This window comes from Bifidobacterium sp. M0353 (assembly GCF_016100645.1).
In the GTDB taxonomy this organism is placed as follows: Bacteria; Actinomycetota; Actinomycetes; order Actinomycetales; family Bifidobacteriaceae; genus Bombiscardovia; species Bombiscardovia choladohabitans.
In genome coordinates this window covers 103,054-115,570 of record NZ_JACFSB010000001.1, presented here as the reverse complement: position 1 = coordinate 115,570, position 12,517 = coordinate 103,054, and the positions used below count along the sequence as shown (strand labels likewise).

Here is a 12,517-nt window from a genome sequence, read left to right as displayed (position 1 = left end):
ACACCACAAACCAAGGCCCCGGACGCCCCTTCCCATCCTCATACCGCCCCAACAGGACAACCACAGCAAGTCCGGAAAGCACAGCAAGCAGCAACCCTTGGCCTATCCAGGTGCGCACCCAATCCTGGTCCTGGTCAAACAGGAGGAGCCAGCCGCAGGCGACCCCGGCCACATAGGTCAACGCGTACAGCACCGTCTTCCACAGGACCCCACCCAGGGAGAACTCACGGGCGCCGGGCCGCGCATGCGGGATGCTCCCGACCACACGCGACATCACCGACGACAGGACGAACGCATCAACCCGATCCCCAGCGCCATCCGACACCCCGCCGACACCAACACCCCCGCCGCTCGACTCAGACATCACCACAACCCACCCTTCGTCCTACACCTTCGCTAGCACGGGACCCAAGACCCGGCTATAGGCGAGAAAGGCTTCATATAGGCACGGCCCTCAGACACCAACGTCTTCCGCCCGACACCGCCTTTATTCTGATTATAGTCCTGACACTTCAAGGCATTTACAGCCTCTTTGACCACGGAAACGGGTTCCGCAGGCAGCGGTCCCGTACAGAGGGTCTTCCCGCATCGCGGGAAACGAGTTTCAACCCCCTCGTTGTCGAACGTCGCATATATATAAAGAACGGCAGCTTTTGCAGATGACCACACTCCGCGCCCGAATCCCTTCATGAACAGCAGGGGCATGCCCGTATGCTTGGGTGAAGCCGCCACCAAGGACTTGGCCCCCTCCGCCCTTTTCGAAACCGGCAGGTTCCCTGTCTGGTCACCCTCCAATCCATCCGCAATGACATCCAAGCCGGGGACCTCGGCGTTGGTGGAATCGACCATGAGCAGGTCCACGCCCGGCTGCTCCTCCTCCGGGAAAGCCACGAACAGCAGGGCACAGCCACCAGCAGCGCATCCGCCCCTGCCTCCTGGATCATCTCCACCATACGCACCGTATGCGCCGTGTCATTGGAACGCATCCGAAATCACCGGCACATCGACAGCATCCACGACGGCACCACACGCGACATGGCCGAAGACGCGCTCTCCAGCCAGGACCCCCCCCCCACAGGAAGCCGCAAGGAGCCGGAAACACCAACAGCCATCACACACCACTTCCCAGGCCAGAGGATGGGGAACCGCTCCACGATCCCGTCGCCCCTTCCCGGTCAAGCTCCTCGATTATGAAGTCGGAATCAGCAAGAGAGAAGGCGCCCGAGGGGCCGACAGGCGCAGTTTCACCAGGGGCGAGCAGACGGCCGGACACCCTGGTTCCATTGGAGGAATGCCGGTCTGTTATCTCGAACCCGCCACCAGGAAGGCGGCGGATTTGGGCATGTATCCTGCTGACGTTCATGTTGCCGCCCATATGGATGTCAGCCTGGGCGGATCTGCCTATGGTGGCCGTATTCTGGCTGCAATTCACCCGGTATCCATCTCGGATTCTGGTGACACGGAAGCGGGGCCTCCTACTCATGTTGAGGCTGGCCGGCCCCTCATCGCCGGAAACGCCGGAGGTTTCACCCGCCCCGCATATATCCCGGTCTGGATGAGGGGACATACCCAGAACGGTGCCCCCATCATTGCCCCTATCCGAAAGTCGAATTCCCGGATTGCCATCCGATTCCAGAGACCGATCCCCAGAGGGAGCCTCCGTGGTAGCTCCCTCCTCCGGCAGCTTGAGAATCGTTTCCGAGTAGTACTCATCCTCATCGCCATGGGATTCACCCGCATGGTCCCCGGTTGGATCCGCGCCGGATGGGCCCGTCCCGGCACCAACCTGGCTCCGAGCTTCAGAGCCCGAGGACTCGACGCTGGCGCCATCACCCCCCGGCAGGGTCCGGAATCTGCCTGCCGGGAGGATTGATGCCAGCATGGCATGGTAGGCTTCCGCATCGAACTCCTTGCTTGTTTGCACGAACGCCTCAACCGACCGAGACCACTCCGGATGCCCAAAAGTGCCAGTATCGACCTTGCTGAGTCTGAAAAGCAGGGACAGGGGACTGGCATCGAAGCGGGGCCCATCGATGATGGGAACCTGTATCATTCGCGGAACCGTGTCATCACCAGCAAAGTACAGATAATCTTGATGCCAGAGCACCGTCTGCAGAACTGCGCGCTCCTCTGCGCACACCTGCGCCACATCCCCTATGGCCTGCAAGACCCCGGCATACCGATCAGCGGCCATGCCATGCCGCAGAACACGGTCCAGGGATGTGGCTCCGGTCAAATCATAGTAGAACCTGGCTTCTCGCAAATCCCCCTCATAAGTGAAAGGAAGCAGGTAATCCACATACCTTCCCGAAAGCAGAACCTGAGCCAGCGCCAGGTCAGGCATTTCACCCCGGGTGGGTTTTACCGCCAGCGTACATGCCCCGGCAGCACGGTCACGCCTAACCCTGCACTTCACCCTAGCTCATCCTTATCTTCGACAGCTGCCCTTGGGCAAAGCCAAGGAAACCGTCCGACCCCGCCATGGCATACTTCATCAGGCGATCGAACTGATCATCATCCATGCCGCCCTGGCAGTTCACCACGAATACCGTGCGGAAGACCAGGCCTTCCTCGGAACTTTGCAAATAGGCAGCCGGCCCCTCATAGTCCCGGTTCCAGGCATTACAGACATCCTCAAACAACTCACGCTGGCCATTCGGATGGCTGCCCTTCTCAGTCCCACGAACCACCAGATACTCTTGATGCTCGCCATCCATAGCGAATGTGAGCATGATATTGGCCCACATTCCAATCCAGGCATGCTCATAATACTCGACATGGAAATCCTGCTGATCCATCCACCGCTTGATCCGGTCATCATCGACGACGGCAGCCGGTCCTACATCACGCTGTGTCACTATTCAGCCTCTCTTTCCATAGGGCCCGCTGGGGATACGTATGGGATCCGGGTATTGCTCGCCCAACCAGGCATAGAAGGCCTGCACGGTATTCAGCGAATCATCCAGCCTTGCCCCGAAGACATCCTCTCGTTCATCCCACATAATCTGGCCGACACTGAAAACCCGCACGGCTCTGTCTTCCTCCACCGAGGGTTCGCTGGCATAGGCCTTGGTCCAGGCCGCAACGCTGTTCCATTCATTGCAGACATCGGCGGCATCGCGGTACCGGGCCGAGCTGAACCCGCGGCTCCACAGACTCCTGAAACTGATGGAGTCCAGACCAGCCGTCAGCGTATACAGCACCTCACCCTCGAGCAGGGTGGCCAGAACCGACTCGCCGCCGGCATCAATGAAAACGGGCACGCCCCTCTGGCCGAGCATCTTAGCAAGGCGGGCAAGAGGGGCCGGGAGCCCTTCCGACAATTTCTCGCTCAGTGTCGGCAAGCCGCCCATCGTCGATTCTGGTTTTGTATCAGTGCCGTTCATGTTGGTCTCTTTCCATCTCGCATTGTCGGGGTTCGTCCTTCCCTCTTACAGCAGGGGGTCACTGTCCGTTCGGGTCCACTGGGTACTGCGCCGTGCCAGTCTGACTCGTACCTAAGCTCCCGTTATCGACAACTGGATGACGACGACGCGAGGGGACGCACATGATGACCAGCCGGATGACCACGGCCAGAAGGAGGATGACGATCCCCAGGGGCGAAGGGGAGGACGGGTCCAGCCCTTCCAAGGCATCCGACACCATCGAACCGACAACCAGACCAAAGCCCACCACAATCAGCACGTAGAGGACGAGCGCCAGCCACCCCGACAGGGCCAGATCATGCAGACGCCGCACCGTCAGGGCATACATAGGCACCAGCATCGCCAGGGAGAACAGCGCCGGTATGACGACCAAGGGACCAGAAGAGAACACGCGGGTCAGGCAGGTGTCCATGAACGAGACGAACAGGGAGAAAACCCACATCTCCTTGCGGCAGGAACGCCCCTTCCCCCTAGCGTACAGGTAGAAGGGCCGTTGCAGGCACTCCTGCAAGGTAGCATCGTACATGGGCTCGTACCCCTTCATCACATCCACGCGACGCGGCCTCTTCGAGAACAGGGCACTGGCCATAATCCTCACCTTTCCTTTCTTCATAAACCCGTCCCGACGGTCCGCCGGGACGGGACAACCGATATCGGCATCAACCCGAGCACACCCATGGCGCAGCCCGCCGTCCGGCATCATCGGCTGGCATCGTCGTCATCTTTGGAGGCTCCCAGGAGGGAGGCGATCAGCATGATCAGATCGAACACCAGCGCCCAGGCCGCCAGCCACTCGAAAGCCGCATCACGATGCGTGCCCGCACACTTCCCGATCGCCCACATGTCCAGCACGAACCACAAGGCGCCAACAACGCCCACCACACAGCACCAGAACAAGGACGCGCCAGCCGACCCCGTCACCCTGGCCAGCATCCAGGACGGCACCACACACAACACCACCATCGCCGCCCACGACAAGAACCCGTTACGCACCAGCCGCATCACCACCGGAAACACCAACACCCCGACAACCACCAACACCGACACCGACACGAGAATCCACCGGAACACGCCACCAGAGGTGCGACCGGCAGCCCCAAATACGACGCCGAACCCCGGAGCGAACGGAAAAGACAACACCACAAACCAAGGCCCCGGACACCCCTTCCCATCCTCATACCGCCCCAACAGGAAAGCCACAGCGAATATGGAAAACAAACCAAGCAAACCAGAGTAAGCTATCAAGGCGCGTACCCGATCCTGGCTGTCGTCGATTAGGAGGAGCCAGCCGCAGGCGACCCCGGCCACATAGGTCAGCCCGTACAGCACCGTCTTCCACAGGACCCCACCCAAGGAGAACTCACGGGCGCCAGGCCGCGCATGCGGGACGCTCCCGACCACACGCGACATGACCGACGACAGGACAAACGCATCAACCCGATCCCCAGCGCCATCCGACACCCCGCCGGCACCAACACCCCCACAACTCGACTCAGACATCATCACCATTCACCCTTCACCCTACAGACTCGACAACACGGACCCCAAAGACCCGGCCATCGGCGAGAAAGGCTTCAAATAACCAAGGCTTTCAGACACCGACGTCCTCCACCCGGCACCGCCTTTATCCTCATTATGGACCTGACGCTTCAAGGCATCAACCTCGTCTTTAGCCACGGAACGGATTCCGTCGGTAACGGTCCCATACAGAGGGCTTTTCCGCACAGCGGCAAGCGCACCTTTCACCCCACCATTATTGAAAACAAAACACTCGACCCCGAAAGCCGCTCCTCTCGCATCGCTGGAAACGAATTTCAACCCCTCGCTGTCAAACCTGACATACGTATACAGCATTGAGTCATAGGCCTTTATGCCGACAGCTTTTGCAGATGACCACACTCCGCGCCCGAATCCCTTCAGCCACAGCAGGGGCATGCCCGTACGCTTGGGTGAAGCCGCCGCCAAGGATTTGGCCCCCTCCGCCCACTTCGAAACCGGCAGGATGCCGTTCGGTTTACCCAGCATCTTCGAAAAATGCGAAACCAGATACCCGCCCTTCCGCGTCGGGTCACCCAAAAGCCTCAGCCTTGAAAGAACCGACATGCCCTTCCCCCCGCTTTTGAATGCTTCAAGCCCTTTCGAAAGACCCTGACCCACACCTTTTAAACCAATCGCTGCTAGACCAAGAGAAGCAAAAGAAAGAGCGAGCTCCCCCCATGACTCGTCACCCTCCATAGCAGCCATAAAGTCGTTGATGAACCCAATCGCGGCGAAAGCGAAGGCAAGTATACCGATAATACCGCCGCCGCCCAGAACAAGAGCAGCAATGCCGAATATCGTGCCGCCTATCTCGGCCGCTTTGACAACAACGCTCCAGGCACTGCTGTAATATACCCTCTCCCACAAAGAAGCCGAAGGCATCTCCTCCAGAAAACCCTGCAGCGAGGACGCGGTACTCCTTGCTGTTTCACTGTACTCATCGCTCGTCGAATCCAGACGTTTCTTGGCATGCTGATACGAATCATGAGCGGAATCCACCCGACTGCGGAAAGCAGCCACACTCCGCTCAGCCCGCCGGACACGATCCAAGGTGTCATTTTCATCCGCCTTGGGAACATCCTCGCCTATCCGCTGCCTGGCACGCATCAGATGTTCAGCGACATGCGCGCTGCGTGCAGCGGCAGAAGCGTCATCAAGCCCATACTCAGCCGCTTTCCAATCCTCAACCGCCCGCCTGGCCTCTTCATACGCATTGTGAGCCTCCCCCTGGTAATACTCCATGCTTGACTTCCAGGAATTGAGAGTGGAGCATGCACCCTCCAACCCCCGGGACAGGTTCTTCATATCTTCAGGAAAATGAGACAGCTTCCTCGCATACTGGTCCGCAGCATCCCCGACAAACACCGACCCGCCCCTGCCGGGCACAATCCTGTTCAAGACAGTAACCAACGAGTCGACCGACTCTTGTTTGCCTTTCAACCTCGCAGCGCAAGCCCCAACACCATCAGGATCGCCCGGCACAGGATCAGCCGTATACCCGATTACGCTCCAGTCGACATTCAAACTCATCGCTGACCACCACCATCAATCTTCAACGACAACGTACCAGTAACCAGATCAAACAACTCAAAAAGCTGGGTTTCCACATCCGTGCAAAAAGTCTGCCCCATCACCAGCACAATACGACCGCCAAAAGGCACATACGTTTGGAAAATCGAGTATTTGACCCCCTGGGCAGCTTCCTGAGGACGCAAAACACGATGCCCCAGCACCCGCAAGGCCATACCCGCCTCCGGAATTGAGACCTGGGAAATGTCGGATTCGCTATCTCCCGACGACTCATCGTCATTCTGATGGACCGTGGCGGCAATGGCATCAAAAACGGAAACGTTCTCTTGGTTGGGAGGCGGAGGCAGAACAGACACCGTAATAGAGGCGCTCAGCAGACCATCCGTGGTGGGCGCCGCCAAGGAGGCTCCGTATCGAACACCCATAGCCCAGGATGATGTCAGCTCCTTGAAGAGGACGTCTTCAAGCTTCTTGCGGTAAATATGCAAGGCAGGAACCTGCTCAATGATTTTCATGGACTGCTCCTTGGCGTAATCCTGCCTTCCCTTGCGAGAGAAATCCATGACCTTCCAATCGGCTGGTATGTCCATGCTGAACTGTATCTTAGCCTCTTCCATAGCTGCTTCCCTCCGACCTATCTTTGAGCGCGCACGTCCGACCGCTCAATTTGCTGCCTTCTGCCCCAATTGAGAATCAAGCTCCTTAAATTGATCTATAACGTTTTGAAGCATCGAAGCGAAGTCTCCGGCTTTCTTGGAGTACTTGCCACTGGCACCTTTGAGGCGGCGCACATATGAGTCATACGCGTCAATGACCAGCTCACTGCCCAAGGCATTTTCGTCCCCCCTCACACCTGCAAAATCGTCAAGAATCTGTTTGACTTGTTCCAGACCCTGTTTGGCTTTGTCCAATTCATCATAGGAAACAACAACCCTGTCAGCCACGGTCAGCTCTCCTCTCCACCTTGGCGCTCAGCCCTCCGAACCTAATCACATCATTGTCAGCCAGAACAGTTCGCTTCTTCTCAGGCAGTTGAGCATAGGTGCCGTTCGACAGAACGAAGGTCCCGTTGGCCGATCCCAAATCCATGACCCATACCTGACCTATGGAAGTCACTCCAAACTCGAAATGCCTTCTTGATGTCTGCTGAGATGGATCATCCACCACTAAGTAAGCGTCATAGTTTTCACCAGGTTGTTTCGGCATTCTGCCAACCACGCAGCGCTGGGCACAGGGCACACGGCGGCCGTCCGAAAACACCAGGTCATATGATGAGCCATCTCCACCTGCAGGACTTTCATGAACCTGCCTTGGCGTTAGGGACCCATCATGTAAATCCCACTTGTCAACAGCTTCTTGCTGCATAATGGGCGGCAGATTAGGAATCTCCGGTATAATTCTGGCAGGCTGTGCGGTTTTAGCCAGCCCTGTTTTCTTTTTCCTGTGGCTCACGGTATATCATCGCCCTTCATATGAGGTTGGAAGGGGAAAGTCAGTTCACTTCCAGGCTCGGGAAACTGCACAGACACCGTTGTTGTTCCGAGTCGTGCGAAACCCCTGCCTTGAGGCATGTCAGAGCTGAACTGCGAGCGCTTTAATCTAGCCCCAATCAAATCGGCATTCAGCATCTCTTCAGGCCTGATGAGCACCCCCTGCTTGATCTTCTTCATGGAAGACCCCCAATTGCCGAAGCCCTGGGGGAAGTCGATGATGTCTCCAGCAAAGATGCATGAGGCGTCACTCTTCGATAATGATCCGACCAGGTTCTGCATCCACTCACTGGCGGGAATCTCCTTGAGCAGCTGACAGTCATCAAACACCAGAAGATTGCCTTTGAACCCCGTTTCGGTGCTGCTTTCCAGAGCCTTCTCATCGCCATTGCGCGCGTATGGTTCAAGATTCTCCTGCGTCAGGTCCGCAGGGGTCGTGAACAAGCGCACGACTCCGGGCACCCCCTCGAAACGCCTCAGGGCATTGTCCTTAGGGGCCGCGATGACCAGATGATACCCAGCGGACAACGCCATGTTGGCCAACCAAATCAGCAATGTCGTCTTGCCGCTCTGCATGCCGCCGAAGACCGGAAGAATCGGCGTTGCCACCGGATCATAGGCAATAAGATCGTTGTCTTCGCCGCCGATGCCCAAAGGCAACAAACCATTGTCCAGGGACCCGGATTCCTTGACCAAGGCGTATACCTGATCGAAGGATATCTCATCGGGCAACTGTTCGACGTTGAAGGGCAGACGGGACCGCGAGAGGCCGGCATCCCTGCCGGTAGCCAGTGCGACACCGGCGGTGCGGATGGCCTCGGATTCCTGTTGGCCCACCTCCCCCCGGCGAATCTGCGCAATCTGAATCTCGGCATCGTCAACGGATTGGTAACCTCGCCCATCCGCCATCTTGTCGGGTACCTCCTTGGCGGGGATTCCGATTTCCGAATAGTCGGTCTTGTCGACCAGCCGCAGCATGATCTTGCTGTCTGCCAGCAGGGTCATCCGTCCGGACAGGAGGGAGCGGTCGCCGGAGAGGATGAAATGCACACCGACCGACGGCCCTTCCCTCATCAGGTTCTGCATGCGGGTGATCAGGGAACCGCTGTCATAGGATTCGAAGGTGGAGTTGTACCCGTCCCATGAATCCAACATGACCAGCATATGCGGCAGGGCCTCTTCCTCATGATCCTGGTCAAGCCCACGATTGAACTCGTCAATATTGCTGTATCCGCCCTTGGAGAGGGTGGCTGACCTGGCCTTGAGCACCCTTTCGACCTTGTTCAGGAGCCGTTCGATCTTCTGCGTTTCGCTGCGCAGGGCCACAACGCCCACATTGGGCAAGGCTGTGAGAGGAGCGAGGCCGCCATTGCCACCATCGATGCAGTAGACCTGGACCTTCGTGGGTGCATACTTTTTGCAGGCGGAGAAAGCTATGGTCCGAAGGGCCGTGGTCTTGCCGCTGCGCGACGTGCCGATGATGAAGAGGTTACCGAAGGTCGCCATATCAAGGAAAACCGTGCTTTGCTTCTGCAGTTTGGGGTAATCCCCGATGGCAAAAGGAACTCGAAGGCCCGCCTGTGCATCACCATCTTCGCTGTCGGGCAAGTCATCCAGACCAATCTCATCGGTCAAGGCAGGCAGCCACGGCTGCCGCTGCTGGGGAATGCCCTCATCCTTGGCCACCTCGCAGATACTCTCGACCAACTTCATAAGGTCGGTTACGCTTACATCCCCCTTGTTCTCTCTTGACTTGGGACGCGCAGGAGCCGGCTGGCCGATCTGGGGGAAGGAAAGCACGCGGACAAAGGGCTTCTCTGTCTTTGTCCCAGCCTTGTCGTTCGGGTCAATATACCTGCCTCCAACTCTTGCGGATTGGAAGGGCACCAAGGAATTCGACCCGAGCCTCACCACGGCCCTACCCGGAGTGGACTTGCTGATCAGCGATGCATCCTTGGCATCGATCACATCCTGGCTTTCGCTGTCGTCCGTCATGCGCAGGGCTATACGAAGGTTGGTGTTGGCCCTGATTTCCGGCGAGACCACACCTCCTGGTCGCTGAGTCGCCAGGAGAAGGTGGATACCCAATGACCTGCCCCTTTGCGCAATGTTCACCAGGCCGGTGACAAAGTCGGGAAGCTCCCTGGCCAGGGAGGCGAACTCGTCGATAATGATCAGCAGACGGGGAATCTCCGTCAGATCAGGGCGGAGCTCCCGGAAGTCCATATAATCGTCAAGGTCCTTGGCACCGGCAAGGGCCAGAAGATGTTCGCGGTAGTTCAGTTCCGCGCCAAGCGAGACCAGAGCTCTGGTAACCAAATGGTTGTCCAGATCCGTGACCATTCCGACCGTGTGGGGGAGCTTGACGCAGTCCTTGAACGCCGCACCGCCCTTGTAATCGACGAGCACGAAGTTCAGCGATTCCGGCCTATTCGCCACGGCCAGCGAAGCCACCAGGGACTGGAGCAGCTCCGACTTGCCCGAGCCGGTTGTACCGGCTATCAACCCATGGGGCCCGTCCTTGGCGATGTCAAGGCCGAAGGGGCCGTCGACCGATTCACCGATCGTGCAGAAGGTCGAGCGAGGTTGCAGGGCCCATCGGGCTTCGATCTCTTCAGGAGTCGGCGTCAGCTTCAGCAGGTCCAGGAGTCTGCTCTGCGAGGGAATTGCGGACTGGCTCTCGTCAGGACTGCCATCCTCCAAAGGCGCGAGGGACAGCGAAAGAGCATCAAGCCATTGCTGTGTGACCAGATCGGGCATGATGTCATTGACATCATCAGAGACATTGCTGCGGACCTTCAGCTGGCCAGCCTCCCCTGTCACCACGGTCTGGCATTCCTCAGGCAAGAGCCTCTCATCGATCTCCACGCACAGCATGTACATGCCGACAAGGGGCCCTTCCTTGAGGAGTCTGATGGTGCCAGGCATGGATCTGAGCACATGTGCATGCTCCATCACCACAACTACCGATGGCCCAGCCCACTTCTGCATGGACTGGGAATGCATCAGCTCCTTGCGATCGTCCAGCATGGCGATGAGTTCCGAAATCCTCATCGCTATGTCTTCGATGCCGGTAGCCAATGTGCGTACTGCATTCTGCCCTTGCTGCGGAACCAGCTGCGGGAGCCATTGGGCGAAGGACCAATCAATCTGCGCTGGTATGGGAGCAGGCCGACCCCCTTCTTGTTGCTTTCTGGACCTGGGCGAAAGCAGATATATCGACAAGTCCCGGTCTGAGTGCAGAGCTGCCATTTGAGCGACAATCCACTGCACTGTCGGGAAGATGACTGCTTGCTCACCTGTGCACCCCAGGCAGCCGGCAGCCGGCAAATTCACAACGACAGGGAAATGATGGAGCTGCCATGTCTTGACACGCTCAAAATCAAGGTTATCGGGCATTTCCATGGATACATGCGACTTGACATCTCCCGTGCCTATGCGCAATCCAAGCCATGAGTCGTCCGTGGCCCTTCTGTTCCATAGCTGTGCACTATGACTGGCGCAAAGATCAAGCAAGGCTGTAGGATCAGGGTATTCGGCCCGAACATCACTGACTTCCTCTTCAAGCGCATGCTTGGCCTGTTCCTTGATGCGGTCCCGGCTCTGCTCGTAACGTTTGACCTGCGCCTTATATTTCTTCCTCATGCCGTTATTGCCGGAGAAATACGAAGCTATCATCATCACCGGTGACATGATGCCAAAAGCAAGATAAGAATAATTCTTCAGAATGACCGCCATACCCACGGACATGGCAAATGGCAACAGGGTCGACAGGATCGGTATAGGGGCCTTGTCAGGACGGGTCGGGGAGCCGGGGAGCGTATATCGTCTGTTTCGTACTTCATTCCTGATCTTCGGCGGCCGGGTATACAGCCAGTGCCCCGGGCTGTCTTCCTTGTCGACCGGCACGGAATCCGGATGCCCCTTGGTCACGCTGATGATGCATTCGGGAAGCACAAGCTCCTGTCCATAGTGCAGCTCGGTCGGCTCTATCAGCTCATGCCCGTCCAGCCAGACATCGGAATGCAATTGCCGCTTGGGCCTGCGCAGGAAGCCGACTTTCACCACGGCGCCCTCGCGTATGTTTGGCACCACCATCAGACGGCCATCCGGATGAACGTCAAGAAGAAAATCAGCGCTGATCGACACTTTTTCAGGATCCATCAGGGAACTTATCCTCAAGATACCTGGAAGTACGTCATATATGGCACCTGCATTGAATCCACTGAGAAAGCGCAGCTGAACTGCTGCTGGGTCATCAGCCGGACGAACCCGCGGGTCGACAATCGTCGCTCCCTCGCACAGCAAGGAAATCCATGATCCTTCATGCAGACCTACCTGGTCAATGCTCAGACGCGGGTCCACCCGGCGCCCGTCGATACCGACATCGACCTTCCTGCCTGTTGCTCCCTCTGTAAATCCGGCCAGCGAGGGAAGCAGGTCAGCCAACGACGAGTCTCCCGGCACATCAAAGTAGGCCGTAAACCGAGCCTGCGACCGGGCATCATGAATATTGACAAGGCCTTTCATGGC

General features: G+C 57.8%; 13 protein-coding genes and 1 pseudogene. 2 read left to right on the top strand and 12 right to left on the bottom strand.

Going from position 1 to position 12,517, the window contains the following annotated elements:
- Nucleotides 1-97: 97 nt before the first annotated feature.
- On the top strand, nt 98-400 hold the full coding sequence (locus H3V04_RS00405; RefSeq protein ID WP_198186848.1) for a hypothetical protein: 303 nt from the start codon (nt 98-100) through the stop codon (nt 398-400).
- On the opposite strand, the gene H3V04_RS00400 is transcribed toward H3V04_RS00405, so the two are convergent.
- The 7 genes and pseudogenes from H3V04_RS00400 to H3V04_RS00375 form a co-directional block, all read right to left on the bottom strand.
- On the bottom strand, nt 397-891 hold the full coding sequence (locus H3V04_RS00400) for a hypothetical protein (RefSeq protein ID WP_198186847.1): 495 nt from the start codon (nt 889-891) through the stop codon (nt 397-399). The two genes, H3V04_RS00405 and H3V04_RS00400, sit on opposite strands and share 4 nt — an antisense overlap.
- An 8-nt stretch (nt 892-899) precedes the next feature.
- Nucleotides 900-1,023: pseudogene (locus H3V04_RS10435) on the bottom strand (4-hydroxy-tetrahydrodipicolinate synthase); the annotation flags it as partial.
- Between the two features lie 88 nt (nt 1,024-1,111).
- Nucleotides 1,112-2,416 (bottom strand): FHA domain-containing protein, encoded by a 1,305-nt coding sequence (locus tag H3V04_RS10475; protein WP_373564625.1) that lies wholly within the window; start codon nt 2,414-2,416, stop codon nt 1,112-1,114.
- 1 nt (nt 2,417) lies between these two features.
- Nucleotides 2,418-2,858, bottom strand: a complete 441-nt coding sequence (locus H3V04_RS00390; RefSeq protein WP_198220169.1) for a YbjN domain-containing protein — start codon at nt 2,856-2,858, stop codon at nt 2,418-2,420.
- Nucleotides 2,859-2,861: 3 nt separating this feature from the next.
- Nucleotides 2,862-3,281, bottom strand: a complete 420-nt coding sequence (locus tag H3V04_RS00385; RefSeq protein ID WP_232342388.1) for a hypothetical protein — start codon at nt 3,279-3,281, stop codon at nt 2,862-2,864.
- Between the two features lie 163 nt (nt 3,282-3,444).
- Nucleotides 3,445-4,014: a DUF805 domain-containing protein gene (locus H3V04_RS00380; protein WP_198186843.1), complete on the bottom strand. Its 570-nt coding sequence runs from the start codon at nt 4,012-4,014 to the stop codon at nt 3,445-3,447.
- 110 nt (nt 4,015-4,124) lie between these two features.
- Complete coding sequence (locus H3V04_RS00375) at nt 4,125-4,268, bottom strand: hypothetical protein (protein WP_198186842.1); 144 nt, start codon at nt 4,266-4,268, stop codon at nt 4,125-4,127.
- On the opposite strand from H3V04_RS00375, the gene H3V04_RS00370 reads away from it, so the two are divergent.
- Complete coding sequence (locus H3V04_RS00370; RefSeq protein WP_198186841.1) at nt 4,267-4,662, top strand: hypothetical protein; 396 nt, start codon at nt 4,267-4,269, stop codon at nt 4,660-4,662. The genes H3V04_RS00375 and H3V04_RS00370 overlap by 2 nt on opposite strands.
- A 284-nt stretch (nt 4,663-4,946) precedes the next feature.
- On the opposite strand, the gene H3V04_RS00365 is transcribed toward H3V04_RS00370, so the two are convergent.
- From H3V04_RS00365 to H3V04_RS00345, 5 genes are read right to left on the bottom strand one after another with little or no spacing between them, the layout of a single operon-like run.
- Nucleotides 4,947-6,494, bottom strand: coding sequence for a WXG100 family type VII secretion target (locus H3V04_RS00365; RefSeq protein ID WP_198186840.1), 1,548 nt, complete (start codon nt 6,492-6,494; stop codon nt 4,947-4,949).
- On the bottom strand, nt 6,491-7,111 hold the full coding sequence (locus H3V04_RS00360; RefSeq protein ID WP_198186839.1) for a hypothetical protein: 621 nt from the start codon (nt 7,109-7,111) through the stop codon (nt 6,491-6,493). Before H3V04_RS00360 ends, H3V04_RS00365 begins: the two co-directional genes overlap by 4 nt.
- 45 nt (nt 7,112-7,156) lie before the next feature.
- Complete coding sequence (locus H3V04_RS00355) at nt 7,157-7,438, bottom strand: hypothetical protein (RefSeq protein WP_198186838.1); 282 nt, start codon at nt 7,436-7,438, stop codon at nt 7,157-7,159.
- The gene (locus H3V04_RS10470; protein WP_198186837.1) at nt 7,431-7,946 is read right to left on the bottom strand and encodes an FHA domain-containing protein; all 516 of its coding nucleotides are present in this window, start codon (nt 7,944-7,946) and stop codon (nt 7,431-7,433) included. Before H3V04_RS10470 ends, H3V04_RS00355 begins: the two co-directional genes overlap by 8 nt.
- On the bottom strand, nt 7,943-12,514 hold the full coding sequence (locus tag H3V04_RS00345) for an FtsK/SpoIIIE domain-containing protein (protein ID WP_198186836.1): 4,572 nt from the start codon (nt 12,512-12,514) through the stop codon (nt 7,943-7,945). Before H3V04_RS00345 ends, H3V04_RS10470 begins: the two co-directional genes overlap by 4 nt.
- Between the last annotated feature and the right edge of the window lie 3 nt (nt 12,515-12,517).

Coding starts and splice junctions, on each gene's coding strand:
- H3V04_RS00370 (WP_198186841.1), top strand. CDS start 4,267: ATGTCCAGCACGAACCACAAGGCGCCAACAACGCCCACCACACAGCAC.
- H3V04_RS00345 (WP_198186836.1), bottom strand. CDS start 12,514: ATGAAAGGCCTTGTCAATATTCATGATGCCCGGTCGCAGGCTCGGTTT.
- H3V04_RS00380 (WP_198186843.1), bottom strand. CDS start 4,014: ATGGCCAGTGCCCTGTTCTCGAAGAGGCCGCGTCGCGTGGATGTGATG.
- H3V04_RS00365 (WP_198186840.1), bottom strand. CDS start 6,494: ATGAGTTTGAATGTCGACTGGAGCGTAATCGGGTATACGGCTGATCCT.
- H3V04_RS00375 (WP_198186842.1), bottom strand. CDS start 4,268: ATGTGGGCGATCGGGAAGTGTGCGGGCACGCATCGTGATGCGGCTTTC.
- H3V04_RS00360 (WP_198186839.1), bottom strand. CDS start 7,111: ATGGAAGAGGCTAAGATACAGTTCAGCATGGACATACCAGCCGATTGG.
- H3V04_RS00385 (WP_232342388.1), bottom strand. CDS start 3,281: ATGCTCGGCCAGAGGGGCGTGCCCGTTTTCATTGATGCCGGCGGCGAG.